The organism is Limoniibacter endophyticus (assembly GCF_014652835.1).
GTDB lineage: Bacteria > Pseudomonadota > Alphaproteobacteria > Rhizobiales > Rhizobiaceae > Limoniibacter > Limoniibacter endophyticus.
On record NZ_BMZO01000009.1, the window covers coordinates 182,617 to 208,731 of the forward strand.

Below are 26,115 nucleotides of genomic sequence, written 5' to 3' on the forward strand. Positions count from 1 at the left end.
TTTACTCAGCGCGTCCCGATCTGCGGCATTGAGCGCTGGCAAGCCAGGCAGCCGGACCGGCCGCCTCGTATCCTTTAATCTGCATCGCTTCCTTCACGACGATGACATTTACGCCGTTATGATGTTTCGTACGCACGGGTTCAAAGGGGCGGTGGCGTCGACCAACGTTCAAGCACGCGGATAATTTCCCGCTTCCAACGCCTTAAGTGTCCATGAAGCATGCGGCGGTAGTCGTTGATCCATTTTCCTCCCCGATCCGTCGCTAGAAAACGAGTTCGATATGCGTTTTGCCGGCAAGCAGGATATGTTCGCGCATGAGTCGCTCTGCCTCATCCTCATTTCGCGTGACGATAGCCTTCATGATGGCTTCATGTTCCAGAAACGATGCCCGGCGAACATCTTCCCGGCTCAGAACCGTCTTGCGGGCTGCATGATTGTACGTCCTTTGCGCATTCTGCAGCCGGCGCAGATAATCGCAACCGGAGGCCTCGTGGACCGCATCGTGAAACCGCTCGTTCAATCCAATCAGTTCGTTGATCGACCCTGCCTCCACCACAAGCCGCATCTCTTCGATAACTGATCGCAGCTGATCAAACGCCTCCTCCGATGCATGCTTGGCCGCTTGGCGAGCAATGATGCTTTCGAGCGCCGCCCGTGCAAGCGTCATCTCCTCCGCCTGCCGCTCCGAGAAGGTGACAAAGCTCCCCCTTCGCGGTTCCGTGCGGACCAGGCCCTCCGCCTCAAGTTGGCGGAGCGCTTCCTTGAGAGGGCTGGTGCTGGTGCCTAGTTCCGAAGCAAGTTGCCGCTCATTAAGCTTCAGCCCTGTGCGCAGCCGTCCCGAAATAATGGCTTGACGAAGCTCTTCATGTACGTGCTCGCGCAGGCTGCGAACCTTGATCGGCTCAAGCAGTACGCGATCTTCCTGCTCATTCCGAGCAACGGTGCCGTCCATGATCTTCCTCCTGATATTATCGCTATAGCCCGCCATCTGGCATGTCAATATCTGATGTATCAGATTTCAGAGGCGGGCTTTTCCCATTGTACGTACGCCTGCGCACGTCAGGAATCCATGCTCCGAAGGTGATCGCCAGAGTAGACAGGATGTGAAGAGAAGCGCGCCTGCTCGGCTGTGCAAAAGCAGGGCCTCCGGAACTGTTCAACAGGCGCGCGCAATACGTGGACTGCCTGAATCCGGAACTGAAAGCTGAAGAGCTAAATCGAAAGGCCAGCCTACCCTTGGTGAGAGGCCATGCCTAAGGTCGAAAACATAACAGAGCAAAAGTGCTGAACAGATGATTGCACTGCCGATAACCAAACGACGTGATCGGCAGTGCAAATTGGAAAATTATACCATTCCCAAAGCGGACTTGTAGAGGTCTAGCATGGCCTCTTCCTCTTCGCGCTCGGTCGGCTCCTGCTTACGCAGACGGATGATGGCACGCAATACCTTTACGTCAAAGCCGTTGCCCTTGGCCTCTGCGTAGACATCCTTGATATCCTCGGCGATGGCTTTTTTGTCTTCCTCCAGGCGTTCGATGCGTTCGATGATCGCACGAAGCTGGCCGGCAGCCACGCTCTGGCTTGGCTCAGTAATATCGTCTGACATGCTTTACTCCGGACTGTGATGAATTGGCGAGTTGAACACGCTCGCGAGAATGAGTGGGGGGTTCGATGCCGGAGGATGCGGCCAAGGTCAAGCCGCAATGAGATCAACTTTCTCTGCTGCATCCATTGCGGGCTTTCAGGGATGCGGTTTCTTTTCGCCGGTCTGGTGCTTGGCCTGCCATGATTCATACGTTTCGCCGTAAACATGCTGGCGCGCCTCCTCCTTCGTCAGCGCATGACCGGCATCATTTGCCGCCTCCTGGTACCAACGTGCAAGGCAGTTGCGGCAAAAGCCAGCCAGTTCCATCAAATCGATGTTCTGGACATCGGTACGCTCGGAGAGATGCGCAAGCAGGCGACGAAAAGCAGCGGCTTCAAGCTTTTCCTGATCGGTCTGTGAGATTTTCGTCATTTCGACTTTATCGGTACTTGTTTATCGAGAAGAAGGAATCGGCCCTTATTCTGACATGACGGGGTGGCAACGGCAAACGTGAACTAGCAGGTTGCGGTTTGGGATGCTCGCCTCATTCGCGCCCCTGGTGGGTGTTCAACTGATCGAAACTATCTCCTTGTTTTCATGCAACTCCGCGCAAAACCGGTTCCCGTTTTGGTTGGAGTTGCTATAAAGACCTCTGGTGCAGGATTCGGAGAGAATGCAGCGCATGACGTTTTCCCTGAAACGAAATAGCCACATGCAAAGCTGGGGGCTCGCGGCCTTCGTTTTTTTTGCGGCATTGATGGGATCGCCGCTCGCGGCCAAGGCAGATTTTCGCGTGTGCAACGCGACCCAGCAATTGGTGGGCGTGGCAATCGGCTATCGCGGCGAAGCAGGCTGGGTGACGGAGGGCTGGTGGACGATCGAAGGCTCCTCCTGCAAGACATTGCTGGAAGGCCCACTCGCGGCCCGCTATTATTATCTCTATGCTGAAGACGCCGAACGCGGCGGTCGTTGGGACGGCCCCATTCAGATGTGCGTAGCCGAGAATCAGTTCAAAATCGCCGGTGTAACAGATTGTTTTGCGCGCGGTTTTCAGCGCGCAGGCTTTCAGGAGCACGATACCGGCCAGCAGTCGAGCTGGATGGTTCAATTGACGGACGCACCATCCAATCCAGCAACCCCTGCACTGCCCGCCCAGTCACCCTAACCCCAGTCGAGATAGAACAATTTCATGAGACGCAGCCGCAAGGTCAAAATCCTCGCCACACTTGGTCCCGCTTCCTCCGAAGAGGAAATGATCCGCAAGCTGTTCGATGCAGGAGCAGACTGCTTCCGCGTCAACATGAGCCACGCAGATCACGCGCTGATGCGTACGCTCGTCGCCCGTATCCGCAACGTGGAGAAAGCCGTCGGGCGTCCCATCGGCATTCTTGCCGATCTTCAGGGGCCGAAGCTGCGTGTCGGGAAGTTTGCAAAGGGTTCTGTCGAACTGAAACCTGGCGCTATCTTCACGCTGGATGGCCAGGATAAGCCAGGCGATGAAACGCGCGCATACCTGCCGCATCCGGAAATTCTGGAAGCTGTGCAGCCAGGACATCGGCTGTTGATCGACGACGGCAAGCTCCAACTCATATGCGAGAAGACCGATGGCAAGGCGCTGACCTGCAAGGTCGTGGCTGGAACAAAGATTTCCGACCGCAAGGGTGTGTCGCTACCCGACACGGATCTCGCCGTAGGTGCGCTGACAGAGAAAGATCGAAAAGACCTCGATGCTGTGCTCGACGCTGGCGTGGACTGGATCGCGCTATCATTTATTCAGCGTCCCGAAGATCTGGCTGAAGCGCGAAAGGTTGCGCGCGGGCGGGCAAGCCTGCTTGCCAAGATCGAGAAGCCGCAGGCAGTCAATCGCCTGGCGGAAATCATTGAACTATCCGATGCCCTGATGGTCGCGCGCGGTGACCTTGGCGTTGAAATGCCGCTCGAGGCCGTTCCCGGCATTCAAAAACAGATCACGCGCGCGGCGCGGAGAGCGGGTAAGCCCGTCGTCGTAGCAACGCAGATGCTGGAATCAATGATCAGTGCGCCTGTCCCCACACGCGCGGAAGTTTCGGATGTGGCCACGGCCGTCTTCGAAGGGGCTGACGCTATCATGCTTTCGGCCGAATCGGCTGCCGGACAATATCCGGTCGAAGCGGTCGCCACAATGAATCGCATAGCCGAGCAAGTCGAGCGCGATCCAACCTATCCGGTCATTATTAGCAATCAGCGCGGAGAGCCGGAGGCCACCGGCGCGGATGCAGTGTCGCTCGCAGCCCGCCAGATCGGCGAAACGCTGCGTCTGTCTACCATTATCTGCTACACTTCCTCTGGAACTACCGGTCTTCGTGCCGCGCGCGAGCGTCCGCAGGTGCCGATTGTCACGCTCTCACCTATCGTTGAGACGGCGCGTCGGCTGGCGCTAGTCTGGGGCACCCACAGCGTCGTGACCGAGGATGCCCACGACCTGGACGATATGGTGAACCGCGCCTGCCGTATCGCTTATGAAGAAAATTTTGCAAATCCAGGTGATCGCGTCATTGTCACAGCGGGCATTCCTTTCGGCACACCGGGCGCCACCAATATGCTGCGCATCGCGTATATCGGCTCGGACGGCCGCGGCGGCATTTAAGACGGTGCCCTAGCCTCTTTCTACCCGAACTCGTTTTATGCAAGCATGATTGCAGAGGAAGGGCAGTCGTCAGATCGCCCTTCCGTCCAACTCGTTGAAAAGATCGAAATAGGCCTGCTGCGCATCAGGCGCCGTGGGATAGACGCCGAGCAGGCGCTCCAATACCCGAAGCGCCTGCTTCTTGTTGCCTTCCGCCTGCAGGAGTTGAGCATAAGCAGCAAGAATGGCGGGGTGCCGTGGCTCAAGCGACAGCGCCTTTCGCATGTCGGCCTTCGACTTCTCAAAATCCTGGGTGATTATATAAATTGTTGCGCGCAGACCATAAGCTTCGGCGTAGTCGGGATCGATTATGGTAATCTGATCGAGAAAGTCGAGCGCAACACCGAAATTCTGGTTGCCAACCGCCTCCTGCGCCCAGCCCATCATTAAATCGACGGTTTCGCTGCCCGAGTGCGACAGGCTCGTCCGGATACGCGCTGCAATACGGGCGGCTGCTTGAGGATTGGACGTTTTCTTCAGCGTCTCAAACAAGCCGTCAAGCTCGGCTTTCTGGTCTTTTGCAACGACCGAAACCCCGCGCTTCTCCTGGCCGGTCTGCTGCGCGGACACCGGCGAGATAAGAAGCGCCATAGCCATGGCCAAACATGCGAAAACGTTCCTCATGTCCGGACCATAATCCCTGACATACGGAACGTTCAAGCCGATTTTTCTGAAAGAATTGCGATAAGCTTCACGAAAGCGATATGGCGCGGGTCTAAACCGGACCGGATCGTACAGCCTGTCAAAGGCTCGCCGACGCCATCACAATTTTTCCCATCGTGTATTCGAAGTCATTCGACTTCGAAGTGCCGATCAGCCTTGGCGAGCCTTGAAACGCGGGTTCAGCTTGTTGATGATATAGATGCGGCCCTTGCGGCGCACGAGACGGTTTTCACGATGACGTGCCTTGAGGGCCTTGAGCGAGTTCTTGATCTTCATGGTCTTATCCGTCAGGAATTGCGGCCTAGCGCCGAACACAAATGAAAAGCGCGCCTGAAGACGCGCCCGAAGTTGGCAATGCTCTTACCCTTGAGCCGGCTGCCTGTCAACCGCAGCGCGATCGATTCAGATCGATTTACGATGAGCCAAACGTGTGAAGTGTCCCATCTTCCGACCCGGCCGCGCTTCTACCTTGCCATAAAGATGAACGAGAAGATCAGGCTCGGATAGCAGACCTGACACCTTCTCGACATCGTTACCGATCAGATTTTCCATGACGCAGTCACTATGCCGCTGCCCATCGCCCAATGGCAGCCCCGCGACGGCGCGAATATGCTGCTCGAATTGCGATACAACACAGGCAGCTTCCGTCCAGTGTCCGGAATTATGTACCCGGGGAGCGATTTCATTGACCAAGAGGAAACCATCCGCCTGCACAAAGAACTCGACGCCAATAACGCCGACATAATCGAGCGCATCAAGGATCGTGAAGGCAGCGTCGCGAGCGGCATCTATCGTCTTCTCCGCGACGCCCGATGGCACCACGGACTGATGCAGAATTCCGTCCCGATGCTCATTCTTGGCCGGATCAAAAGCGACTTTCGTACCATCGGCAGCCCGCGCCGCTATGATTGAAATCTCACTCTCGAAAGCAACAAGCTCCTCGAGGATCAGCGGCACCGCGCCCATTTCGCTATAGACGCCGACATGCGTATCGGCTCCTGCGTCGCGGATGAGTTTCTGCCCTTTACCGTCATAGCCCAGACGCCGCGTCTTCAGGACGCCGCTACCACCGAAAGCGGCAAGCCCCTCTTCCAGATCGGCATCACTGTCGACTATGTGAAATCGCGCTGTCGCGATACCCGCCTTGTTGATGAAGTTTTTTTCCGTAACGCGATCCTGCGCGACCTGGAGCGCCAGAGCCGGAGGATAAACGGGACGATTCTTGGCCAGCGTTCGCGCGGCTTCCACAGGAACGTTTTCGAATTCGTAGGTGATGACGTCACTGACGTCCGCAAGCGCCTTCAGGCCAGCGACATCGTCGTAAGCCGCGCTGATCATGACGTTTGCGACCTGCGCTGCCGGACAGTCCTGCGTCGGCTCCAGGACCGCAACGCGATAGCCAAGACGCGCCGCTGCCATCGCCAGCATACGTCCGAGCTGGCCTCCACCAATGATGCCTATGGTCGAATCTGCCTTGAGCGCGTTCATGCACCGTCCACCGGATGCTTGGCGACCTTGTCGGTCTGTTCCATGCGGAAAGCATCAAGACGCTCGGCTAAATCTTCATCCCCAAGGGCCAGGATGGCAGCTGCAAGAAGGGCGGCGTTAATCGCGCCTGCCTTCCCGATCGCCAGCGTCCCTACGGGAACGCCCCCCGGCATCTGCACGATGGAGAGAAGCGAGTCCTGACCGGACAGGGCTTTGGATTCGACGGGCACGCCAAACACCGGAAGAGGCGTCAGTGCCGCGACCATTCCTGGAAGATGCGCTGCACCGCCTGCCCCTGCAATAATAACCTTAAAGCCACTGGCCTTGGCATTCTTTGCAAACTCGAACATGCGATCCGGCGTACGATGTGCGGACACGATCAAGCTTTCGTGTTCGATTCCCAGTTCCTCGAGAGTTTCAGACGCGTTTCGCATGGTCGACCAATCGGATTGGCTACCCATGATGATGGCGACTTCGGCATTGGAAGCGTTCACGGCAATTCCCCATCAAAAGCCATTTTCTCGTGGCAATCGCGAGATCGCTCGGACTACCGTTGAAAAACTCGCAGTAATCAAACTGACGCGACTATTCAAGCGATGATGTCGGGAATGATCTGGTCTTCAAGTTCGTTGAGGCGATCCTTCACCTTGAGCTTCTTTTTCTTCATGCGCTGGATCTGCATGGAATCGCAGCCGACGGCAATCATCGCGTTGATGGCTGCATCAAAGTCGGAATGCTCCAGTTTCAGCCGCGCATACTCAAGGCGCGTATCCGCTTTTTCCTGATCCGACATCATCACCATCTGCGTACGAGCATGGCCCCTGTCAAATCGCAGAAATTGCGATCGCGAGGAGAATGGGCGCCCCTTTAGCACATAATCAGCTCGGTGAAAATCCTACTACAAACCCATCGACATGATCTTTAGCCGGTGGCAAAGTTCAATGGACCGCAGAACGGCGGACGCGGAACTGCCTTCGCGGTCTTTCGAGGTTGTCCACGAAAGGAAAAGCGATGTCACTTACCAACCATCTCGAAGAACTTCGCAAGAAGCACGGAGAAATGGAACGTGAACTAGACCTTGCCAAGCATCATCCTTCGATGAGCGAGGACCAACTCAAGGATATCAAACGACGCAAGCTCGCGCTCAAGGACGAAATTACCAAACTGAGCGCCTCAGCCACCAAACATTAATGGAGCATTCGGATTTCTGCCGCGGCGCTGAGGGAGCCGACGCGTGACAATTATCCGAACTGAGATGTCTGAAAAATGCCGGGGGCTTCGACCATCCGGCATTTTTATATCCGCTTTTACCCAAAGATTATTCCGCAGCTTCATGCTGCTCAGCAGCTTCGTGCATTTCGGGATTCTCGGGTTGCGGTTCGGCCCGAGGGTCAAGCCGTAGCGCTTCTGGTGTGACGGCGCGCTCCGCGGGGACAGGCGTAAAGGCCTCGCGATCCTCAACCGGGACGGGCGCACGCTTACGAGTGCGTGCCATGGCATAGCCGGCAATTGCAAAATGTGCGAGCGCTGTTGCCAGGAAGATACCTTCAGGACGGATACTTTCCATGAAAATGGCCGCCAGGATCGGGCCCAGCATGGTGCCAAAGCCGTAAAGCAGCAGCAGTCCGCCCGAAATCTTTGCGAAACTCGATGCATCCGCATGATCGTTGGCATGCGCGACCGCCAGAGAATAGAGCGTATAGGCCAATCCGCCATACGCCGCCGTCATGAGCATGATCACGCCGGTCGAGCGTGGAGCTAGGAGGAACATCACAACAGCGACGAAACCCGCTCCTGAAGCGCCTGCGGCGAGCACGAAGCGGCGGTCTGTCCTGTCCGACAGTCGGCCGATAGGAAGCTGCATAAAGGCACCCGCAATCATGACGATACACATAATAAGTGCAATCTGCGTCGTCGCCACACCAATTTGTGCAGCATAAACGGCGCCCAGCGTTCCCCATGCTCCATTGGCGATCCCGATTGCAAAACAGCCGACGAACGCGACAGGAGAGTTACGATAGAGAGCGTTCAGATCGAGTTTCACGTCCTGCAGGGGCTGAGGACTTTGCGCCGAAGACACGGCAGTAGGAATGAGCGCCGCGCAAAAGAAGATGCCAACAAGGAGAAACAAGGTCTGAGCCATCACGTCGCTTGCGGTGATCGAAAGCTGTCCGGCGACCATGGAAGCGTTGGTGACCATCATATAGAGGCCGAACACCGTGCCACGATTTTCATTGCTTGCGCGCTCATTGAGCCAGCTTTCGATGACCATGAACGCGCCCGCCATGACGAAGCCAGTAACTGCGCGAAGCACGATCCAAACAACAGAGTTTACGAAGATGCCCGTCGAAAGCGCGACAATGGCAAGGCAGGCGGCGAAACAGGCGAAGGCACGTATATGTCCGACCTTCCGCACCAGCCGTGGCGCCATATAGCATCCACCGATAAAACCGATCGCCCAAGCCGTGCCCAGGTAGCCGAGCGAGGCGGTGGAAAAACCTTCCTGCTGGCCGCGAATTGCAAGCAGGAGGCCGTGAAGACCAGAGCCGGCCAGAAGAAACGCGGTCCCCGCCAGAAGCGCTATAATCGGTCGATAGGTGGCAAGCATCGGGCTCCGAAGAGAAAAAATTACGTGTTGAAATCAGCCGGCAGGCGACGAAGTATGGAACACAATGGTTACCGATTGAGTCAGTTCCTTGACCGGAACCAGCCAAATATCATCGCTTGAAGAATTGCTCGGCGGCATTCCGAGTTGCCCCGCGCCGGGATATCGCCTCGTTCACGCGAACAATCTCGGCGTGGAGGGCGTCCCGATAGGCTTCCAGGTCGTCGACCGAATGGTTCGAAAGATCAGCTCCAATCATAGACCCCCGAACCGGAATTGCCTCTTCCTCCATCGCATCCCTCCGTTTGCAACTTCGCTCCCGCCGCCTACATTGGCCTACATGACGCTCACTTCATCACGAAGTGGCAAGCAGCACAAATGATTTTCCGCAGGAGCCTACCCATGAGCCAGCAGAACCAACTTCCCGCAATGATGATGGCAGTGACCATCTCCGAACCAGGCGGGCCGATGGTACTAAAGACGGAAGAGCGCACGCTGCCGATGCCGCGCGATGGGGAGGTGCTGATCCGCGTGCGGGCAGCCGGCGTCAATCGACCAGACGTTGCGCAGCGCAAGGGCGAGTATCCGGCGCCCAAAGACGCTTCCGATCTACCCGGCCTCGAAGTTGCCGGCGACATCGCCTTGATCGGCAAAGGCGTCAGCCGCTGGAAAGCAGGAGACAGAGTCTGTGCCCTGGTACCGGGCGGAGGCTATGCGCAATATTGCCGCGTACCAGCGGGTCATGTCCTGCCGGTACCCTCCGGTTATGCGCTGTCTGAGGCAGCTGCAATTCCTGAAACCTTCTTCACGGTCTGGCATAATGTTTTTCAGCGGGGCGGTCTGAAGACAGGAGAAAACTTCCTTGTCCACGGTGGTTCATCAGGAATAGGCACGGCAGCAATCCAACTTGCCAAAGCATTCGGCGCGACCGTTTTCGCCACCGCCGGGAGCAGTGAAAAATGTGATGCCTGCCTGCGACTGGGCGCTGACATCGCGATTAATTACAGATCTGAAGATTTTGTCGCAGTCACCAAGGAGAAGACCGATGGCAAAGGCGTTGATGTCATCCTGGACATGGTTGGCGGCGACTACGTAGACCGAAACTACGCCGCGGCTGCCATGGATGGCCGCATCGTGCAGATAGCTATACTGAACGGCGCACAAGGGTCTGCCAATTATGCCCGCCTGATGATGAAACGCCTGACACATACCGGCTCGACGCTGCGTGCCCGCTCCGACGAATTCAAGGCGGAGCTTGCACGCGATCTTGAAGAAAAAGTCTGGCCGCTCCTGGAGAGCCGCCAAATCGCTCCCGTGATGGACATGATCTTTCCGCTGACCGAAGCCTGGAGGGCGCATGAACGCATGGAAGAGGGCAGCCATGTCGGCAAGATCGTGCTGGATGTGCGCTGACGGGAACGGCAAAGTTTCTTGCTCCCCTTTTCAAACAAGGGTATAAGGGATGCGATTTTCCTGATTTGGTGGTGCTGATGACCACCGCCCGCGCCAAGGAACGCGGGCGAACGAGAGGATTTTGCCGAATGGCCTACACACTTCTGATGCCCAAGGCGACCGCTGTCTGGCTCGTCGACAACACCGCACTCAGCTTCGATCAGATCGCGCATTTTTGCTCGCTGCATCCGCTCGAAGTGAAAGCGATTGCTGACGGTGAAGCCGCACAGGGCATCAAGGGTCTCGACCCGATCAACAGCGGTCAGCTGACACGCGAAGAGATTGCCCGCGCCGAAGCCGACCCGAACTATCGTATCCGTCTACAGGAGCCCAAGGTTCGTGTGCCGGAAAAGAAACGCAAAGGTCCGCGCTATACGCCGCTTTCCAAGCGACAGGATCGCCCCAACGCGATTCTCTGGCTGGTGAGGAATCATGCCGAACTGAAAGACGCACAGATCGCGCGCCTTGTCGGCACGACAAAGGCAACCATCGAGCAGATACGTAACCGCTCGCACTGGAACTCGGCCAATCTGACACCGATGGATCCTGTGACGCTTGGACTTTGCTCGCAGATTGATCTCGACATTGAAGTTCAAAAGGCCGCTCGCGACCGTCCGCGTGTGGAGACCGGCGACACGTTGTTGCCGGCCTCGATCACCGAAAATATGGATTACCGCGACGACGCGAATGAGGAAAAAGAACTCGACGCGGATGCTGTCTTCGCCAAGCTCTCTTCGCTCAAGTCAAACCGCGATGAGCAGGACGACGAGGACGATAACAAATACTGATCACCTCGCGCATCGAATTGGAAGGGCGGCTCGGTCGAGCCGCCCTTTTGCTATGCCGAAACCGCTCGCCGATTGCGTTCATCGAGCGCCCTGCCTATTTCGTCCAGAACGTCGGGATCATCGATCGTGGGTGGCACAACCCACTCCCCGTTATTGGCAATCTTCTGCATGGTAGCGCGTAATATCTTGCCTGATCGGGTCTTTGGCAGGCGCAGCACCACGACAACCTTCTTCAATGCCGCAACCGCTCCGATCTTTTCGCGAATCGACGCTATGATTTCCTTCTCGATCTCTTCTTCCGTCTGACGTGCCCCCCGGTTGAGCACGATGAAGCCGCATGGCACCTGCCCTTTCAGCGGATCGCTGATGCCGATTACGGCACATTCGGCCACAGCCGGATGTTCAGCAACAACCTCTTCCATAGCGCCCGTCGAAAGGCGGTGACCAGCAACATTGATGATATCATCGGTGCGCGACATGATGAAAAGATACCCATCCTTATCGATGAACCCTGCATCCGCGGTTTTATAGTAACCAGGAAATTCAGAAAGATAGGCCTCGAAGAAACGTGCGTCGGCGTTCCACAGCGTCGGCAGACACCCCGGCGGCAGTGGCAGTTTGATGACGACGTTGCCCAACGTGCCCGGCTTCTCGACCCGCCGACCTTCATCATCGAGAATATGCACCTCGAAACCGGGCATGATGACACCTGGCGACCCATAACGCTGTGGCAGAAGACCCAATCCGTACGGGTTCTGGCTGACTGGATAGCCGATCTCTGTCTGCCACCAGTGATCGACAACAGGTTTTCGAAGCTTGTCTTCCGCCCATTTCACCGTTTCGGGGTCCGCCCGCTCACCTGCCAGGAAGAGGCAACGGAAGGCCGAAAGGTCATATTTCCTGATGAATTCCCCGTCCGGATCCTCCTTCTTGATGGCGCGAAATGCCGTTGGAGCGGTAAAGAAGGAGCGCACCTTGTGTTCCGAGATGATACGCCAGAACGTACCGGCATCCGGCGTGCCGACCGGCTTGCCCTCGAACAGGATTGTCGTCGCGCCGATCAGGAGTGGTCCGTAGACTATGTAGGAATGGCCCACTACCCAGCCGACATCGGACGCGGCCCAGAAGGTTTCGCCAGGTTCGATACCGAACTCATTGCCCATGGACCAGGCAAGCGCCACCATATGCCCGCCATTGTCGCGTACGACGCCCTTCGGCTGTCCCGTGGTTCCCGAAGTGTAAAGAATGTAGAGTGGATCTGTCGCCTGTACCGCCACGCAATCGGTAAAGCGCTTCTCAGCCTTCGCCGCGTCCACGGCCTCACGATAGTCAATGTCGCGCCCCTCCACGAGGTCACACTCCAGTTGCGGACGCTGGAGGATGATGCAGCAATCGGGCTCGTGCGTGCAGAGGTCTATCGCTCCGTCAAGCAACGGCTTGTAGGCGATGGTTCGTCCTGGTTCAATACCGCAGGAGGCGGAGATGATTGCTGCCGCCTTCACATCCTCGACTCGCGTCGCCAATTCTTTCGAGGCGAAGCCTCCGAAGACGACCGAATGGGGCGCACCGATCCGCGCACAGGCAAGCATGGCAAAGGCCGCCTCTGCAACCATCGGCATATATATGACAACCGGGTCGCCCTTGCGGACACCCCGGTCGGTCAACACCGTCGCAAGCGCAGCTACCTCCTCATAAACCTCGTTGAACGTATATTTGCGCAAAGCCCCTGTGATTGGACTATCATGGATCAGGGCGATCTGATCGCCGCGTCCGGCCGCGATATGACGGTCCAACGCGTTGTAGCAGGTATTGCACTCGGCACCGACGAACCAGCTCCCATACACGCCTGCATCCGGATCGAAAAGTTTGTTCCACGGCTTGATCCAATCGATCGCCTGCGCTGCATCCTCCCAGAATTTATCAGGGTTTTTCTGCCAGTTTGCATAGGTTTCGTGGTATCGCGACACGCTGCTTTCCTCCCATTTCAAACCAACATCGGCGAAACGCCACGATTGGCCCGGTGACTCTGGCGCGGTCTCTCCTCCCCGCACCGTCTCACAATGAGACTTGCTCTAAACAAGCGCCTTGTCCACTCCGACTAACGTTTGAGATTGCAGCCTGGATGCAGGACGTGCAGAAAGAGCTATGAGCAAAGTCGCCAGCCTTCTTTTTTTTATCGCCATGGTCATACAGGTCATCCGTCCGATCGGCCTTCCCGGACTGAAAAAGCGTGGCGATTTCTGGAAAATCGCGCTCTTTGCAATTTTCGCTGTCTCGCTGACAGCGGTGCTGCGGCCCGGCGGCCACTGACGCTCCGAAAATCGTGATACCTTGACCAATTGCGCCTTCACTTCGCCCTAGTTCGTAATGCAAGATCAAGCAGATAAGACGGCGGGCGTTGCAGGCGATTCATGGACCAGACAATTTATCTCATCACCCTCGTCGCTACGGTCCTTATCCTCGCTGCTGCCTTTTCCAGCCTCATCGCCTTTCGCTACGGTGCTCCGCTCCTGCTGCTCTTTCTTGGCATCGGGCTTATGGCGGGCCAAGATGGTTTCGGGCTGGTTTTCGACAACGCCCCGCTTGCATATTTCGTCGGTTCTCTGGCGCTTGCAGTTATCCTGTTCGATTCGGGTTTTTCGACACCTGTCTCCATGTTCAGACAGGCAGCATCCCCTGCCTTAACGCTCGCAACGTTCGGTGTGATCATCACCACCCTGATCTTCGGCACCGCGACCTATTATCTGACCGACTTCAACTGGCTGGAATCCTTCCTCCTCGGCGCTTGCGTGTCTTCCACCGACGCTGCGGCCGTGTTCTTCCTGCTGCGCGCCGGCAATCTCACATTGAGAGACAGGGTGCGCTCCACGCTCGAGGTGGAATCCGGCACAAACGATCCGATCGCCATCTTCCTGACGCTGACGCTGGTCCACATCATCTCGATCGGCAACATTCCGGAAACCAGTGCAGTTCTGACCGATATAGTCGTCGGCTTTCTGCGCTCGATGGGCGTCGGTATCATCGCCGGCTTTATCGGCGGACACTTGATCGTGCGCCTCATCAACGAGTTGAAGCTCGACACCGGACTTCTGCCGATCTTCGCGCTGGCGTTGTCGCTATTGCTTTTTGCGGCCACCGGCACCATCGGCGGCTCGGGCTTTCTCGCCGTCTATATTGCCGGGCTTGTCGCGGGCAACACGAGCTTGCGCGGATCGAAGAGCCTCGAACGTTTTCAGGCCGGCATGTCGTGGCTGGCGCAAATCATCATGTTTCTGGTGCTTGGCCTCTATGCAACGCCGTCACAATTCGTCGCCATCCTGCCTGTCGCGCTGGTGCTCGGTGTGTTTCTGATCTTCATCGCGCGTCCGATCGCAGTCTCCCTGTCGCTTGTCCCTTTCCGCTTCTCGCGTACCGAAAACGCATTCCTTTCCTTCGTCGGCTTGCGCGGGTCCGTCTCTATATTGCTCGCGTTGACGCCGGTCATCAACGGGCTGGAGAATGGCCCTGACATCTTCAACATTGCCTTTATCGTTGTTCTGGTTTCCCTGATCGTTCAGGGTTGGTCCATCGGTCCGCTGGCTCGACGCTTGTCACTGCTCGTACCACCCCGCAGCGGGCCTCTCGAAAAGGTGGAGCTTGAACTGCCGGGTTCGGCGCATCACGAGCTTCTAACGTATACAGTGGTCCCAGGAAGCCCCGTCACCCGTGGTGAGCGCATTCCGCGCTGGGCTCGCCCGTCGCTCGTCGTGCGCGATGGAAAGTCGATGAAGCTCAACGAATACGGCCGTCTGATTGCCGGCGATCGGGTCTATATTTTCGTGCATGACCGCTATCCGCGCCTCCTGGACCGGCTCTTTGCCAGCCCCGCCGAGGTCGACCCTGAAGATGAGGATTTCTTCGGCACGTTTACTATTGATCCCAATAAGCCCGCAGCCATTCTGGAACAGATATATGGCATTGAGCTAAGGCCGGAACATCGCGACCTGACCATAGCTGCCCTTATGAGACGGAAGCTGGAAGGGTTTGTCGAATATGGTGACCGCCTGCCGCTGCAGTCGATCGAGCTTATTGTAAGAGATGTCGACGAAAATGGCGAAATCACAGCTCTCGGACTTTCCGTCGATCCACCCGCTCCGCCGCCGAGCGTCCCGGTCTATGTCTCACTCAACGAAGCGCTCGACCGGCTGCGCATATGGATAAACGCCAAAAGACAAAGCCGGGGTTGAAGCGCAAATCGATTTTGTCGTACGCCGGAAGAGGAAATAGCTTCACAGCAGCGATTGTCACGCTAATGTCGCGCCCAAACAGTGCATTAGAGGATTTGACCATGGCAGGTTTCAAGACGCTCGACAATCTGGGTGATATTCGTGGCAAGCGCATTCTCGTACGCGTCGATCTCAATGTTCCCTTTGCCGATGGCAAGGTGACGGACGCCACCCGTATCGAGCGCGTTGCTCCGACCGTGCTGGAACTGGCCCAAAAAGGCGCCAAGGTCGTGCTTCTTGCCCATTTCGGTCGCCCGAAAGGCGAACGCAATGCCGAGATGTCGCTTGAACCTATCGCAGAAGCAGCCGCAAAGGTCTTCCAGCGTGACGTCGCTTTTGCACCCGACTGCGTTGGCGCGGCCACGAAGCACATGATCGAGGCCTTGCCGGAAGGTGGCATCGTACTTCTGGAGAACACCCGCTTTCACAAGGGCGAGGAGAAAAACGATCCGGCTTTCAGCGCGCAATTGGCCGAGAATGGTGATATTTTCGTCGCCGACGCCTTCTCGGCAGCCCATCGTGCTCACGCCTCGACCGAAGGTCTGGCGCATTACCTGCCTGCCTATGCTGGCCGCACCATGCAGGCCGAGCTGGAAGCACTGGAGAACGGGCTTGGCAATCCATCCCGCCCGGTAATGGCTATCGTGGGCGGCGCCAAGGTTTCCACCAAGATCGACCTTCTGGAGAATCTGGTGACGAAGGTAGACATGTTGGCCATCGGCGGCGGCATGGCCAATACTTTCCTCGCAGCTCAGGGTATCAATGTCGGCAAGTCGCTGTGCGAACATGATCTGGCCGACACTGCGCGCACCATCTTAGCCAAGGCCAAGGACAGCGGCTGTCGCATTATTCTGCCAAGCGACTGCGTCGTCGCGCAAGAGTTCAAGGCCAATGCGGCACATGAGACCGTCGCCAGTACCGCAGTACCAGCCGATGCAATGATCCTCGACGCCGGGCTTGCAACGACACAAGAAATCAACGCCGCTATTGATCAGTCAAAGACATTGGTCTGGAACGGCCCGCTTGGTGCCTTCGAACTGGAGCCCTTCGATGCCGCGACCGTTGCTGCTGCGCGCCATGCGGCGCGACGCACGCAAGCGGGCGAACTGGTTTCCGTCGCCGGCGGCGGCGACACGGTATCGGCTCTCAACCACGCGGGTGTCGGGGAAACCTTTACCTATGTGTCAACCGCCGGCGGCGCCTTCCTCGAATGGATGGAAGGCAAGCCCCTGCCGGGCGTCGATGTTCTGAAGGGTGACTGATCCGATACCAACTGCGGCAGGCTCCTGCTGGCCTGCCTCAACACCTTTTAATCGTTTGATTTTTCACTTTTCGAATCCCTAAGAAATAACAAACAGTTTCAATCGATTAAGCGTTGGAACCGCCATTCCGCTTGTCATATTCTTCTGGTATTCGCGATTTCAACCCGTAATAGCGCCTAAGCAGAGTCTGCCTGGCGCATGGCATCAGGAGAGATGAATGACTGAACGTCTTGAGGATATTGCAGCTGCGATGGTCACTGAGGGCAAGGGCATCCTTGCTGCCGACGAAAGCTCCGGCACGATCAAGAAGCGGTTCGATTCCATCGGCGTTGAGTCGACCGAGGAAAATCGTCGCGATTATCGCGAAATGCTTTTCCGTGCCGACGACGCCATGAAGAATTATATATCGGGCGTTATTCTCTATGACGAGACGTTACGCCAGAAGGCCAAGGACGGCACGCCGCTTGCCGAAATCATCCGCGCTGCCGGTTCCGTTCCGGGCATCAAGGTCGATGCAGGAGCTAAGGCGCTTGCGGGTTTCCCGGGCGAAACTATAACCGAAGGTCTTGATGGCCTCCGTGAACGTCTTAATGAATATTACGGCCTCGGCGCACGGTTCGCAAAATGGCGCGGCGTCATTTCGATCTCCGAAACGACCCCCACATGGGGCTGCGTCAAGCAGAACGCGCAAGCACTGGCCCGCTACGCTGCTCTATGCCAGGAAGCAGGCATCGTGCCGATCGTAGAGCCAGAAGTTCTCATGGATGGCGACAACGCCACGCACTCGATCGACCGTTGTTATGAAGTTACCGAGTGGGTGCTCAACACGGTCTTTGACGAATTGTTCGATGCGCGTGTAAAGCTCGAAGGCATGGTGCTGAAGCCCAACATGGTCATCGACGGGAAGAAGGCGCGTAAGGCATCCCAGGAAGAAGTCGCCGAAAAGACCGTTCGCGTTCTGAAATCCACTGTTCCGTCCGCTGTTCCGGGCATTGCTTTCCTGTCTGGCGGCCAGTCGGACGAGGAAGCTACGGCGCATCTTTCGATCATGAACCAGAACTATGACCTGCCCTGGGCATTGACCTTCTCCTATGGCCGCGCCCTACAGGCCGCGGCCCTCAAGGCATGGGGTGGCAAAAGCGAGAACGTTGCTGCCGGTCAGCGCGCCTTCACGCACCGCGCCCGTATGAACGGCCTTGCCGCAACCGGCAAGTGGACGCAGGACCTGGAACAAGCCGCCTGATCCTGCAAAAGCGAACGAAGAATGCGCGCGGGGACCCGGCGCGCATTCCTGTTTACATCGCTGTCCAGCCACCGTCGACGGAAAGTGTAGTTCCGGTAATGGATGCAGCCCCTTCGGACGCCAGGAAGGTGCAGGCGGCAGCGATTTCTTCCACCGTCACGAAGCGGCGCGTCGGCTGGCGGGCCAGAATGATCTCCCGCTCCACGGTCTCCCTATTCATCTTGTTAAGCGCCATCTGATCGGGGATTTGCGCCTCGACCAAAGGCGTCAGCACGAAGCCGGGGCATACAGCATTGCAAGTGATGCCATTCTCCGCGACCTCCAGAGCAACCGATTTAGTCATGCCGACCAGACCGTGCTTGGCGGCAATATAGGCCGACTTGAAGGGTGAGGCGACAAGACCGTGAGCAGAGGCAATGTTGATGATGCGTCCTGCCCCCGCTTTTTTCATCAATGGAATGGCGGCGGCAATAGTGTGAAAGGCCGAATTGAGATTGATCGCAATAATGCGATTCCATTGATCGACCGGGAAATTGTCAATTGCCGCCATATGTTGCACACCGGCATTGTTGACGAGAATATCGACCGAGCCAAATTCCGACATGCAGTTCGCCACAAGCTTGCGTGCCGCATCGCCATCCACCATGTCCGCCCCAAGATATACGCATTTCACGCCATGGTCTTCGGCAAGCCCGGCAGCAAGCGCACGATCCTCTTCTCCGTTAGTGAAAGAATTGAGGGCAACATTGGCACCCTGCTGCGCAAAGGCAACAGCGATCGCCAATCCGATTCCGGAGGTCGAGCCCGTGACAAGCGCTGTTTTTCCGGAAAATTGCGACGAAATCTGCATGCAAAAACTCCTCCCGATATGTCTGCGTCGCGGCTTCGGCGAAGCAATCGGAAGGAGCTTAATTCAAGAAAACGAGAATGCGAACCGCTCACTCATCATGCGCGGCCTGTTCGCATCTAACCCGCTTTGTAAAATAGGATGTGTAGAATCAACCGCGTGTGCGCTTTGGCAGCAGGCCTTCCCGCTGGGCGGCCTTCCGCGCCAGCTTGCGAGCGCGGCGTACGCCTTCAGCCGCCTGGCGTGCACGCTTTTCGGATGGCTTTTCGTAAGCGCGGCGCAGGCGAATCTCGCGGAAGACGCCTTCACGCTGGAGCTTCTTTTTCAGGACGCGCAGCGCCTGTTCGACATTATTTTCTCTAACGATAACTTGCAAAACCTGATGTTCCTCCATGCGGAAGTTCGAAATTGGACTTGAAGGGTGATAGATCGCCGCGACAAGGCAGCGCATGCACTATCGAAGAGTGCTCACACCAATTATATAGCACAGCTCGCCAGGATTTACACCCAGGACAAAGAATTTGCCTTAAAACTGTCAGGAAAGCCTGCGATGAGCGGCATCCATCCTGGTGTTTTCTGCTGCTCGTCTGCTCTGAAAATGGCCTATTGGAGGCTTTTCCGTTGACATCGCGCCAGCAATCCTCCACCTCAGGAGCGAGTAGACTGATGAATGAGGTTTCCCCGGTCATGACCGGCTATTTCTCCTCGCCTTTTCCACGACGCGTTTCCGTCGCCGTTCCTGTCGGATCGGTGAAGGTCGGCGGCAACAATCCGGTCGTCGTGCAGTCGATGACCAATACAGACACGGCGGATATCGACGCGACGGTCGCTCAGGTTGCGGCGCTGCATAAGGCCGGCTCGGAAATCGTGCGCATCACTGTTGATCGCGACGAAAGTGCTGCTGCTGTGCCGCATATTCGCGAACGCCTGGAGAGGCTTGGCATGGATGTGCCACTGGTTGGAGACTTCCATTATATCGGTCATAAGCTCCTTTCCGACCACCCGGCTTGCGCGGAAGCGCTGGCGAAATATCGCATCAACCCGGGCAATGTCGGCTTCAAGGACAAAAAGGACAAGCAGTTCGCCGACATTATCGAACTGGCAATACGCTATGACAAGCCGGTCCGTATCGGTGTCAACTGGGGCTCGCTCGATCAAGAGCTGCTAACTCGGCTGATGGATGAGAACCAGCGTAGCCTGCGCCCGATGGGTGCCGACGATGTGACGCGCGAAGCAATCGTGCAGTCTGCTCTGCTTTCGGCTGAACTTGCCGAGGAGATAGGCCTGCCGCGCGAACGTATCATCCTTTCGGCCAAGGTGAGCCGGGTGCAGGACCTCATCGCGGTGTACACTATGCTGGCGCAGCGCTCCAATCACGCGCTCCATCTGGGTCTTACCGAGGCGGGCATGGGAACGAAGGGTATCGTCGCCTCGTCCGCCTCCATGGGCATCCTGCTCCAGCAGGGTATTGGCGACACGATCCGTATTTCCCTGACACCGGAGCCAGGTGGAGACCGGACGCGGGAAGTTCAGGTTTCGCAAGAACTTCTGCAGACGATGGGGTTTCGTCAGTTTGTACCGATCGTGGCTGCCTGTCCCGGCTGCGGCCGCACCACATCGACAGTTTTTCAGGAACTCGCGCAGAAAATCCAGGCCGATATCCGCAAGAACATGCCGGTGTGGCGGGAGAAATATCCTGGCGTCGAGGACCTCAAGGTTGCGGTCATGGGCTGTATCGTCAACGGACCGGGCGAATCCAAACATGCCGATATCGGTATCTCGCTTCCAGGAACTGGCGAAACGCCCTCGGCGCCTGTCTTCATCGATGGTCAGAAGGCAACGACGCTACGCGGCCCCAACATCGCATCAGACTTCGAAAGGATGGTCGCCGACTATATCGAAGCACGCTATGGCCGCGGCAAAGAGCGGCTTGCTGCCGAATAAGGATCTGATGGATGACGGCGCTTCTCCGGATTGTGCTGTCGTCACTGATTATCCTTGCTGCATGGCGCGCATACAGTGCTGAGCGCCCTGCCCTCAAGCCCATCGAGCAGATCTGCTATCTCATTGCCGATCACGCCGACCGAAATGCGTTACCCCGTGCCTTCTTCGCCCGCCTGATATGGAAGGAGAGCCGCTTCGATGCCAAAGCGATCAGCCCCATGGGCGCGCAGGGCATCGCTCAGTTCATGCCGGGAACGGCGAAGTTGCGAGGGCTCGCGGACCCGTTTGAGCCCACACAGGCGATCGCAGCTTCCGCCCATTATCTTGCTGATTTAAAACGCGTCTTTGGTAATCTCGGCTTGGCAGCAGCCGCGTATAATGCCGGTGAAGGTCGCGTCTCGCGCTGGCTTTCCTCAGGCGGTTATCTGCCGCTTGAAACCGAAAACTACGTGCTCGACATAATGGGCGAAGCTGCCGACAGCTTCACCGATCGCGCTTATCAGGGCAAGGTTAGTCCTCTGGAGAAGGATGCTGCGTTCGAGCAGAGCTGTCTGCGCCTTCCCATTGTATTGTCCCGCACAACTCCCATGGCCGCCGTCAAACCAAAGCCGTGGGGCATCCAGGTAGCCGGCAATCCGCGTCAAGCCGCTGCGATCCGCCAATGGGAGCGTGTGCGGGTGAAGCTGCCGCAGGATTTGCGTGGCCTGAAACCCCATGTCTCCCGGACCCGCGGCGCATTAGGGCGTGGCGCCTACGCCGTTCGCCTCGGTGCAGATACCCGTGCCGCAGCCGACAGGATCTGTGCGCAGATCAAATCCAATGGCGGCTCCTGTGTCGTCACGAAGAACCGCTGAGGCAATCGGCGCGCCCATTGGAAGCGGTGGCGGAAGTCAGTTGCGCCGGTTGGCGATGAAATCTGCCGTCTGGCGCAATACGTCGGCACGTTCATCAAAGGGCGTGAGCAAATCCTTGGCCTGCGCAACCAGGCCATTTAGCTGTTGACGGGTCCAATCCGGGCCGTGCATGGCGGCAAGCGTGGCTTTCCCGGCAGCAACGTCCTTACCCGCCGTTTTACCAAGGGTCGCGGTATCTGCAGTCAGATCGAGAAGATCATCGGCAAGCTGGAAAGCCAGACCAATGGCCGCGCCATATTCGGTCATCCGGGTCCGATCCTCATCGCTGGCGTCGGCCAGAATGGCACCTGCCTCACAAGCGAAACGGATCAGCGCGCCGGTCTTCATGGCCTGCAGACGAATAATGCCTTCTTCACCCGGATGGGCTTTCTCGGCGGCCATGTCGAACATCTGGCCGCCCACCATCCCTCCAAGGCCGGAGGCACGCGCAAGACCAGAAACGAGCGCGACCTTGGCGTCGAGCGCGAGCTCAGTTTCCGGTGACACGATTATATCGAAGGCAAGTGTCAAAAGCGCATCCCCTGCCAAGATAGCAGTCGCATCATCGAAAGCTTTGTGAACCGTAGGTCGGCCACGGCGCAGATCGTCATCATCCATGGCCGGCAGATCGTCATGAATCAACGAGTAGCAATGTATGCACTCAAGCGCCGCCGCCACGCGCAGGGAGGCACTCTCGTCGCCGCTGAAAAGGGCAGCGCTCTCCAGTACGAGAAACGGACGCAAACGCTTGCCACCGTTCAGCACACCGTGGCGCATGGCCTCCACAAGGCGGTCGGGGCGAGCAATCTCGCCATCTTGCGGGTGGGTGGACAATATCTCCCGTAATACCGCCTCGATCATTGTCGCACGGTTTTGCAGGATGGTCTCGAACGGGGGCATCTTGGTGTTTTGCATGAGCGTCACCGTTTAAGACAAATGTCGAGGGCGTCAAGCAAATTCCTGGCGCATCGTTCACTTCCGCGCCATGGCAGCAATTCCTTCCATTTCATGGAGCACACACCGTTGCGCAATGACGGCTCTGCCTTTATCGAGGAAGGACAATGAGGGCGAGCAGGACGAATGACAAACTCTTCCTACGAGCCGGAGGTCGAACCCGATGACGGGCTGCTGGCCAAAGAACCGGAACGGAAGACATTGATACGCCGGCGCAGACGCCGAAGCGGCCTCCTTCGACGCGTCCTGTTCTACGTCGTCATCGTGGCTATGATTCCGCTGGCGCTGACGATCCTGTATATTCCGTCTTTCGTACACCCGATCTCGACCCTCATGGTTCGCGACCTCGTAGCCTTCCAGGGTTACGATCGGAGGTGGGTGCCGATCGACGAGATTTCCCCCAACCTCGTCAACGCGGTCATCATGTCTGAAGACGGGCAGTATTGTTCGCATCAAGGTATAGACTGGACGGCTATGCGCTCTGTCATCGACAGCGCCATGTCTGGTGACGACGATACGCGTGGTGCCTCCACTATCCCGATGCAGACTGTGAAGAATCTCTTCCTCTGGAATGGTCGCTCCTACGTTCGAAAGGCATTGGAAGCACCGCTGGCGCTCTATTTCGACTTCTTCATGCCCAAGCGCCGACTGATGGAGATCTATCTCAATATTGCAGAGTGGGGATCCGGCATCTATGGTGCGGAAGCCGCCGCCCAACACCATTTCGGCCGTTCGGCGGCAGAATTGACGGCACGACAAGGCGCACTTCTTGCGGTAAGCCTTCCCAATCCGATAACCCGAAATGCCGGCAAGCCGGGCCCCGGTCTATCTCGCCTTGCCAATCGCATTCAGGCGCGCGCCCGCCAGTCTGGGGCCTATGTCGGATGCGTACGCTGATTTGCGCGTATCTGCATAAAAAATGACTCAGAACACTGGTCAAAGCCGGCTCAACGGTGTATAGCCACGCCAACTTCATGACTTCTGAGCCGTGATGAGCTGCATTTCGTTGCTCTGTTCGGCTTGTGATTAGACCGAGTGAGCAAAGCAAATGGCTGTACCTAAACGAAAAACCTCGCCTTCCAAGCGCGGCATGCGCCGTTCGGCCGATGCGCTGAAGGCTCCGACCTATGTCGAAGACAAGAATTCCGGCGAACTGCGCCGCCCACACCATGTCGACCTGAAGAGCGGCATGTATCGTGGTCGTCAGGTTATCGAGCCGAAGAGCTAATTTCGGCATATTGTCTACTATTATGAAAAACCGCCGGTCATTATCGGCGGTTTTTCATTGCCTGCTTTTCTTTGAGATCAGCCATCAAGAGCGTCAAGACGCTTCTGCATCGCAGCCAACTGCTCCCGCAAAAGCTCAAGTTCTTCTTTTTTTCCTGATGACGAAGACGTCGCTTCCGCATCATTACCATTGGCAGGCGCATCATCACATGGCACATCGCTGTTTGCCCGCGCCCCTACATTGCTGAACGCGCTCCATGTCTGCTGCCAGAGTTCCAGACTGCGTAACGCCTGCTCCTCGAACATCTTCATTGAGGCCGCAAACTCATTTGCGCTGTAACTCGCCTTCTTCTCCGAACCCGCTTCCTTGCGGATACGATCGCGCTCCTGTGCAAAGGCTGACATGGATCGCTCGAGAAAATCTGGAACGATAGTCTGCATCTGATCGCCATAAAAGGCGATAAGCTGGCGCAGAAACTGGTTTGGCAGAAGGTTCTCGCCTTGCTTATTTTCCAGTTCAAAGATGATCTGCGTCAGCACCGAATGAGTCAGGTCGTCGCCCGTTTTGGCATCCTGAACTGAAAATTCCTCGCCACGCCGGATCATGACAGCGAGATCATCGAGTGTGATATAGGTGCTGGTGCCTGTATTATAGAGCCGGCGATTGGCATATTTCTTGATGACAACCGGACCAGTCTTCACGGACATTCACAGCTCTCCTGCGCGGGTGCTTCTCTGGCGATATGGCTTGATTGCCGACACAGCAAAACTGACGATAGTCACAAAAGGCGGCACGATAAAGCTCTTTTGTGCAGTGCGGTGGAATCCGCCGGTTGCGTCTCCCATATGAGCCGTAATGCGCGCTCAAGCACGTTGACTTGCTGCCGCGTAGGTGCAACGGGCGCATGAAGGGCTGCATGCTTTCTTCGAAGGCCGATGCGGTTTTTGGCTCGCTGCATCTGAAATACTCATGACCGGCGAGTGAAAAAGCGCGGTAGACTAAGTCCCGAAAAGTATTTGTCGAGGAACAGCTCATGACATCGCAACTTGCCTCCGGAGACAATATTGTCATCGTATCTGCCGCCAGAACACCCGTGGGTGCATTCAATGGCGCCTTTGCCGATGTGCCGGCACATGAGCTTGGCACCATCGCGATCAGGGCCGCGCTCGAACGCGCGAATGTCGAGGGAGCGGAAGTCGACGAAGTAATTCTCGGTCAGGTCCTGACTGCCGGCCAGGGTCAAAACCCCGCGCGGCAGGCGGCTATGGCAGCTGGGGTCGCCATGGAGGCAAGCGCCTGGAGCCTTAATCAGGTTTGCGGGTCTGGTTTGCGGGCCGTGGCGCTCGGCATGCAGCAGATAGCATTGGGCGATGCAAAAATCGTCGTGGCGGGCGGCCAGGAATCCATGTCCCTTGCCCCACACTGCCAGTCACTGCGCAAGGGCGCCCGCATGGGAAGCGTCGAGTTAATCGATACAATGATCAAGGACGGCCTGACCGATGCCTTTTACGGATATCACATGGGCATCACGGCCGAAAATGTCGCGCGCGCCTTCCAGCTCAGTCGCGCGGAGCAGGATGCATTCGCCCTGTCTTCGCAGCATAAGGCCGAAGCGGCACAGAAGGCCAGGCGTTTCGCCGATGAGATCGCTCCAGTGACGCTGAAAAGCCGCAAAGGGGAAACGCTGATCGTTCAGGACGAGTATATACGCCACGGCGCAACCATTGAGATGATGGAAAAGCTGCGCCCCGCCTTCGACAAAGAAGGCACCGTCACCGCCGGCAATGCTTCGGGCATCAATGATGGAGCGGCTGCACTCCTGCTGATGCGCGAAAGCGAAGCCGCTCGGCGAAACCTGATACCGCTTGCCCGCATCGCCTCCTGGGCGACCGCCGGTGTCGACCCCCAGGTCATGGGGACCGGGCCGATCCCAGCAACCCGCCGCGCTCTAGAGAAAGCGGGCTGGCGTGTTGGCGATCTTGATCTTGTCGAAGCCAACGAAGCCTTCGCTGCACAAGCCTGCGCCGTCGCGCGTGAACTTGCTCTTGATCCCGACATCGTCAATGTCAATGGAGGGGCCATCGCCATAGGCCATCCCATCGGGGCGTCTGGCGCACGCATTGCGACCACCTTGCTTTACGAAATGAAACGCCGGAAGGCCGTAAAAGGCCTTGCGACCCTTTGCATCGGTGGTGGCATGGGTGTTGCCATATGCTTTGAGGCCTTGTGAGCA

Annotated in this window: 29 protein-coding genes; 14 read left to right on the forward strand and 15 right to left on the reverse strand. The window is 57.2% G+C overall.

Going from position 1 to position 26,115, the window contains the following annotated elements:
* Positions 1-262 precede the first annotated feature (262 nt).
* From IE151_RS14125 to IE151_RS14135, 3 genes are all read right to left on the reverse strand, one after another.
* Positions 263-952, reverse strand: coding sequence for a GntR family transcriptional regulator (locus IE151_RS14125; RefSeq protein ID WP_189491434.1), 690 nt, complete (start codon positions 950-952; stop codon positions 263-265).
* 393 nt (positions 953-1,345) lie between these two features.
* Positions 1,346-1,606: a DUF2312 domain-containing protein gene (locus IE151_RS14130; protein ID WP_189491436.1), complete on the reverse strand. Its 261-nt coding sequence runs from the start codon at positions 1,604-1,606 to the stop codon at positions 1,346-1,348.
* Positions 1,607-1,741: 135 nt separating this feature from the next.
* Positions 1,742-2,017, reverse strand: a complete 276-nt coding sequence (locus tag IE151_RS14135; RefSeq protein ID WP_189491438.1) for a DUF1244 domain-containing protein — start codon at positions 2,015-2,017, stop codon at positions 1,742-1,744.
* Positions 2,018-2,297: 280 nt separating this feature from the next.
* On the opposite strand from IE151_RS14135, the gene IE151_RS14140 reads away from it, so the two are divergent.
* Together IE151_RS14140 and pyk are read left to right on the forward strand one after the other, a co-directional pair.
* Positions 2,298-2,750, forward strand: a complete 453-nt coding sequence (locus IE151_RS14140; protein ID WP_189491579.1) for a DUF1036 domain-containing protein — start codon at positions 2,298-2,300, stop codon at positions 2,748-2,750.
* 24 nt (positions 2,751-2,774) lie between these two features.
* On the forward strand, positions 2,775-4,211 hold the full coding sequence (gene pyk / locus IE151_RS14145) for a pyruvate kinase (protein ID WP_189491440.1): 1,437 nt from the start codon (positions 2,775-2,777) through the stop codon (positions 4,209-4,211).
* 69 nt (positions 4,212-4,280) lie between these two features.
* Here pyk and IE151_RS14150 read toward each other — a convergent pair whose 3' ends face one another.
* The 5 genes from IE151_RS14150 to IE151_RS14170 form a co-directional block, all read right to left on the reverse strand.
* Positions 4,281-4,841, reverse strand: a complete 561-nt coding sequence (locus IE151_RS14150) for a tetratricopeptide repeat protein (protein ID WP_189491442.1) — start codon at positions 4,839-4,841, stop codon at positions 4,281-4,283.
* 222 nt (positions 4,842-5,063) lie between these two features.
* Positions 5,064-5,189, reverse strand: coding sequence for a type B 50S ribosomal protein L36 (gene ykgO / locus IE151_RS14155; protein ID WP_189491444.1), 126 nt, complete (start codon positions 5,187-5,189; stop codon positions 5,064-5,066).
* 126 nt (positions 5,190-5,315) lie between these two features.
* A complete protein-coding gene (locus tag IE151_RS14160) occupies positions 5,316-6,401 on the reverse strand; it encodes a 5-(carboxyamino)imidazole ribonucleotide synthase (RefSeq protein ID WP_189491447.1) in 1,086 nt (361 codons plus the stop codon).
* A complete protein-coding gene (purE, locus tag IE151_RS14165; protein WP_189491449.1) occupies positions 6,398-6,895 on the reverse strand; it encodes a 5-(carboxyamino)imidazole ribonucleotide mutase in 498 nt (165 codons plus the stop codon). Before purE ends, IE151_RS14160 begins: the two co-directional genes overlap by 4 nt.
* A 95-nt stretch (positions 6,896-6,990) precedes the next feature.
* The gene (locus tag IE151_RS14170; RefSeq protein ID WP_189491582.1) at positions 6,991-7,194 is read right to left on the reverse strand and encodes a YdcH family protein; all 204 of its coding nucleotides are present in this window, start codon (positions 7,192-7,194) and stop codon (positions 6,991-6,993) included.
* Between the two features lie 218 nt (positions 7,195-7,412).
* Here IE151_RS14170 and IE151_RS14175 point away from each other — a divergent pair, with 218 nt between their 5' ends.
* Positions 7,413-7,592: a YdcH family protein gene (locus IE151_RS14175; RefSeq protein WP_189491452.1), complete on the forward strand. Its 180-nt coding sequence runs from the start codon at positions 7,413-7,415 to the stop codon at positions 7,590-7,592.
* Positions 7,593-7,719: 127 nt separating this feature from the next.
* Here IE151_RS14175 and IE151_RS14180 read toward each other — a convergent pair whose 3' ends face one another.
* Together IE151_RS14180 and IE151_RS14185 are read right to left on the reverse strand one after the other, a co-directional pair.
* The gene (locus IE151_RS14180; RefSeq protein WP_189491455.1) at positions 7,720-9,009 is read right to left on the reverse strand and encodes an MFS transporter; all 1,290 of its coding nucleotides are present in this window, start codon (positions 9,007-9,009) and stop codon (positions 7,720-7,722) included.
* 109 nt (positions 9,010-9,118) lie between these two features.
* Positions 9,119-9,298, reverse strand: a complete 180-nt coding sequence (locus IE151_RS14185) for a DUF1192 domain-containing protein (protein WP_189491459.1) — start codon at positions 9,296-9,298, stop codon at positions 9,119-9,121.
* A gap of 110 nt (positions 9,299-9,408) precedes the next feature.
* Between IE151_RS14185 and IE151_RS14190 the strand changes: the two genes are divergently transcribed.
* A complete protein-coding gene (locus tag IE151_RS14190; RefSeq protein WP_189491462.1) occupies positions 9,409-10,419 on the forward strand; it encodes an NAD(P)H-quinone oxidoreductase in 1,011 nt (336 codons plus the stop codon).
* Positions 10,420-10,547: 128 nt separating this feature from the next.
* Complete coding sequence (locus tag IE151_RS14195; protein WP_189491465.1) at positions 10,548-11,246, forward strand: DUF1013 domain-containing protein; 699 nt, start codon at positions 10,548-10,550, stop codon at positions 11,244-11,246.
* 50 nt (positions 11,247-11,296) lie between these two features.
* Here IE151_RS14195 and IE151_RS14200 read toward each other — a convergent pair whose 3' ends face one another.
* Complete coding sequence (locus IE151_RS14200) at positions 11,297-13,213, reverse strand: AMP-binding protein (protein WP_189491468.1); 1,917 nt, start codon at positions 13,211-13,213, stop codon at positions 11,297-11,299.
* 178 nt (positions 13,214-13,391) lie between these two features.
* Between IE151_RS14200 and IE151_RS14205 the strand changes: the two genes are divergently transcribed.
* The 4 genes from IE151_RS14205 to IE151_RS14220 all read left to right on the forward strand — a co-directional run bounded on the left by IE151_RS14205 (position 13,392) and on the right by IE151_RS14220 (position 18,016).
* On the forward strand, positions 13,392-13,556 hold the full coding sequence (locus IE151_RS14205; RefSeq protein ID WP_189491471.1) for a hypothetical protein: 165 nt from the start codon (positions 13,392-13,394) through the stop codon (positions 13,554-13,556).
* A gap of 101 nt (positions 13,557-13,657) precedes the next feature.
* On the forward strand, positions 13,658-15,472 hold the full coding sequence (locus IE151_RS14210) for a potassium/proton antiporter (RefSeq protein ID WP_189491474.1): 1,815 nt from the start codon (positions 13,658-13,660) through the stop codon (positions 15,470-15,472).
* 101 nt (positions 15,473-15,573) lie between these two features.
* Positions 15,574-16,773: a phosphoglycerate kinase gene (locus tag IE151_RS14215; protein WP_189491477.1), complete on the forward strand. Its 1,200-nt coding sequence runs from the start codon at positions 15,574-15,576 to the stop codon at positions 16,771-16,773.
* 217 nt (positions 16,774-16,990) lie between these two features.
* Positions 16,991-18,016 (forward strand): class I fructose-bisphosphate aldolase, encoded by a 1,026-nt coding sequence (locus IE151_RS14220; protein WP_189491480.1) that lies wholly within the window; start codon positions 16,991-16,993, stop codon positions 18,014-18,016.
* A 52-nt stretch (positions 18,017-18,068) separates the two neighbouring features.
* Here IE151_RS14220 and IE151_RS14225 read toward each other — a convergent pair whose 3' ends face one another.
* Complete coding sequence (locus IE151_RS14225; protein WP_189491482.1) at positions 18,069-18,866, reverse strand: 3-hydroxybutyrate dehydrogenase; 798 nt, start codon at positions 18,864-18,866, stop codon at positions 18,069-18,071.
* A 148-nt stretch (positions 18,867-19,014) separates the two neighbouring features.
* Entirely contained in the window at positions 19,015-19,239 is a 225-nt protein-coding gene (rpsU, locus tag IE151_RS14230; RefSeq protein ID WP_189491485.1) for a 30S ribosomal protein S21, read from the reverse strand.
* Between the two features lie 311 nt (positions 19,240-19,550).
* Here rpsU and ispG point away from each other — a divergent pair, with 311 nt between their 5' ends.
* The gene (ispG, locus tag IE151_RS14235; RefSeq protein WP_189491585.1) at positions 19,551-20,807 is read left to right on the forward strand and encodes a flavodoxin-dependent (E)-4-hydroxy-3-methylbut-2-enyl-diphosphate synthase; all 1,257 of its coding nucleotides are present in this window, start codon (positions 19,551-19,553) and stop codon (positions 20,805-20,807) included.
* An 11-nt stretch (positions 20,808-20,818) separates the two neighbouring features.
* A complete protein-coding gene (locus IE151_RS14240; protein ID WP_189491488.1) occupies positions 20,819-21,661 on the forward strand; it encodes a lytic transglycosylase domain-containing protein in 843 nt (280 codons plus the stop codon).
* Between the two features lie 36 nt (positions 21,662-21,697).
* Here IE151_RS14240 and IE151_RS14245 read toward each other — a convergent pair whose 3' ends face one another.
* A complete protein-coding gene (locus tag IE151_RS14245; protein ID WP_189491490.1) occupies positions 21,698-22,615 on the reverse strand; it encodes a polyprenyl synthetase family protein in 918 nt (305 codons plus the stop codon).
* A gap of 165 nt (positions 22,616-22,780) precedes the next feature.
* On the opposite strand from IE151_RS14245, the gene mtgA reads away from it, so the two are divergent.
* Together mtgA and rpmF are read left to right on the forward strand one after the other, a co-directional pair.
* Positions 22,781-23,551 (forward strand): monofunctional biosynthetic peptidoglycan transglycosylase, encoded by a 771-nt coding sequence (gene mtgA, locus IE151_RS14250; protein ID WP_189491491.1) that lies wholly within the window; start codon positions 22,781-22,783, stop codon positions 23,549-23,551.
* 151 nt (positions 23,552-23,702) lie between these two features.
* The gene (gene rpmF / locus IE151_RS14255; RefSeq protein WP_189491494.1) at positions 23,703-23,882 is read left to right on the forward strand and encodes a 50S ribosomal protein L32; all 180 of its coding nucleotides are present in this window, start codon (positions 23,703-23,705) and stop codon (positions 23,880-23,882) included.
* Positions 23,883-23,959: 77 nt separating this feature from the next.
* Here rpmF and phaR read toward each other — a convergent pair whose 3' ends face one another.
* Complete coding sequence (gene phaR, locus IE151_RS14260; RefSeq protein WP_189491497.1) at positions 23,960-24,589, reverse strand: polyhydroxyalkanoate synthesis repressor PhaR; 630 nt, start codon at positions 24,587-24,589, stop codon at positions 23,960-23,962.
* Between the two features lie 326 nt (positions 24,590-24,915).
* On the opposite strand from phaR, the gene IE151_RS14265 reads away from it, so the two are divergent.
* Positions 24,916-26,112 carry an acetyl-CoA C-acetyltransferase gene (locus IE151_RS14265; protein WP_189491500.1) on the forward strand — a complete coding sequence of 399 codons (1,197 nt, stop codon included), beginning with the start codon at positions 24,916-24,918 and terminating at the stop codon, positions 26,110-26,112.
* Positions 26,113-26,115: the final 3 nt, after the last annotated feature.

Excerpts from the sequence above, each read along its gene's own strand:
- IE151_RS14125 (WP_189491434.1), bottom strand. The coding sequence starts at position 952 with ATGGACGGCACCGTTGCTCGGAATGAGCAGGAAGATCGCGTACTGCTT.
- IE151_RS14130 (WP_189491436.1), bottom strand. The coding sequence starts at position 1,606 with ATGTCAGACGATATTACTGAGCCAAGCCAGAGCGTGGCTGCCGGCCAG.
- IE151_RS14135 (WP_189491438.1), bottom strand. The coding sequence starts at position 2,017 with ATGACGAAAATCTCACAGACCGATCAGGAAAAGCTTGAAGCCGCTGCT.
- IE151_RS14140 (WP_189491579.1), top strand. The coding sequence starts at position 2,298 with ATGCAAAGCTGGGGGCTCGCGGCCTTCGTTTTTTTTGCGGCATTGATG.
- pyk (WP_189491440.1), top strand. The coding sequence starts at position 2,775 with ATGAGACGCAGCCGCAAGGTCAAAATCCTCGCCACACTTGGTCCCGCT.
- IE151_RS14150 (WP_189491442.1), bottom strand. The coding sequence starts at position 4,841 with ATGGCGCTTCTTATCTCGCCGGTGTCCGCGCAGCAGACCGGCCAGGAG.
- ykgO (WP_189491444.1), bottom strand. The coding sequence starts at position 5,189 with ATGAAGATCAAGAACTCGCTCAAGGCCCTCAAGGCACGTCATCGTGAA.
- IE151_RS14160 (WP_189491447.1), bottom strand. The coding sequence starts at position 6,401 with ATGAACGCGCTCAAGGCAGATTCGACCATAGGCATCATTGGTGGAGGC.
- IE151_RS14170 (WP_189491582.1), bottom strand. The coding sequence starts at position 7,194 with ATGTCGGATCAGGAAAAAGCGGATACGCGCCTTGAGTATGCGCGGCTG.
- IE151_RS14175 (WP_189491452.1), top strand. The coding sequence starts at position 7,413 with ATGTCACTTACCAACCATCTCGAAGAACTTCGCAAGAAGCACGGAGAA.
- IE151_RS14180 (WP_189491455.1), bottom strand. The coding sequence starts at position 9,009 with ATGCTTGCCACCTATCGACCGATTATAGCGCTTCTGGCGGGGACCGCG.
- IE151_RS14185 (WP_189491459.1), bottom strand. The coding sequence starts at position 9,298 with ATGGAGGAAGAGGCAATTCCGGTTCGGGGGTCTATGATTGGAGCTGAT.
- IE151_RS14190 (WP_189491462.1), top strand. The coding sequence starts at position 9,409 with ATGAGCCAGCAGAACCAACTTCCCGCAATGATGATGGCAGTGACCATC.
- IE151_RS14195 (WP_189491465.1), top strand. The coding sequence starts at position 10,548 with ATGGCCTACACACTTCTGATGCCCAAGGCGACCGCTGTCTGGCTCGTC.
- IE151_RS14205 (WP_189491471.1), top strand. The coding sequence starts at position 13,392 with ATGAGCAAAGTCGCCAGCCTTCTTTTTTTTATCGCCATGGTCATACAG.
- IE151_RS14210 (WP_189491474.1), top strand. The coding sequence starts at position 13,658 with ATGGACCAGACAATTTATCTCATCACCCTCGTCGCTACGGTCCTTATC.
- IE151_RS14215 (WP_189491477.1), top strand. The coding sequence starts at position 15,574 with ATGGCAGGTTTCAAGACGCTCGACAATCTGGGTGATATTCGTGGCAAG.
- IE151_RS14220 (WP_189491480.1), top strand. The coding sequence starts at position 16,991 with ATGACTGAACGTCTTGAGGATATTGCAGCTGCGATGGTCACTGAGGGC.
- IE151_RS14225 (WP_189491482.1), bottom strand. The coding sequence starts at position 18,866 with ATGCAGATTTCGTCGCAATTTTCCGGAAAAACAGCGCTTGTCACGGGC.
- ispG (WP_189491585.1), top strand. The coding sequence starts at position 19,551 with ATGACCGGCTATTTCTCCTCGCCTTTTCCACGACGCGTTTCCGTCGCC.
- IE151_RS14240 (WP_189491488.1), top strand. The coding sequence starts at position 20,819 with ATGACGGCGCTTCTCCGGATTGTGCTGTCGTCACTGATTATCCTTGCT.
- IE151_RS14245 (WP_189491490.1), bottom strand. The coding sequence starts at position 22,615 with ATGCAAAACACCAAGATGCCCCCGTTCGAGACCATCCTGCAAAACCGT.
- mtgA (WP_189491491.1), top strand. The coding sequence starts at position 22,781 with ATGACAAACTCTTCCTACGAGCCGGAGGTCGAACCCGATGACGGGCTG.
- rpmF (WP_189491494.1), top strand. The coding sequence starts at position 23,703 with ATGGCTGTACCTAAACGAAAAACCTCGCCTTCCAAGCGCGGCATGCGC.
- phaR (WP_189491497.1), bottom strand. The coding sequence starts at position 24,589 with ATGTCCGTGAAGACTGGTCCGGTTGTCATCAAGAAATATGCCAATCGC.
- IE151_RS14265 (WP_189491500.1), top strand. The coding sequence starts at position 24,916 with ATGACATCGCAACTTGCCTCCGGAGACAATATTGTCATCGTATCTGCC.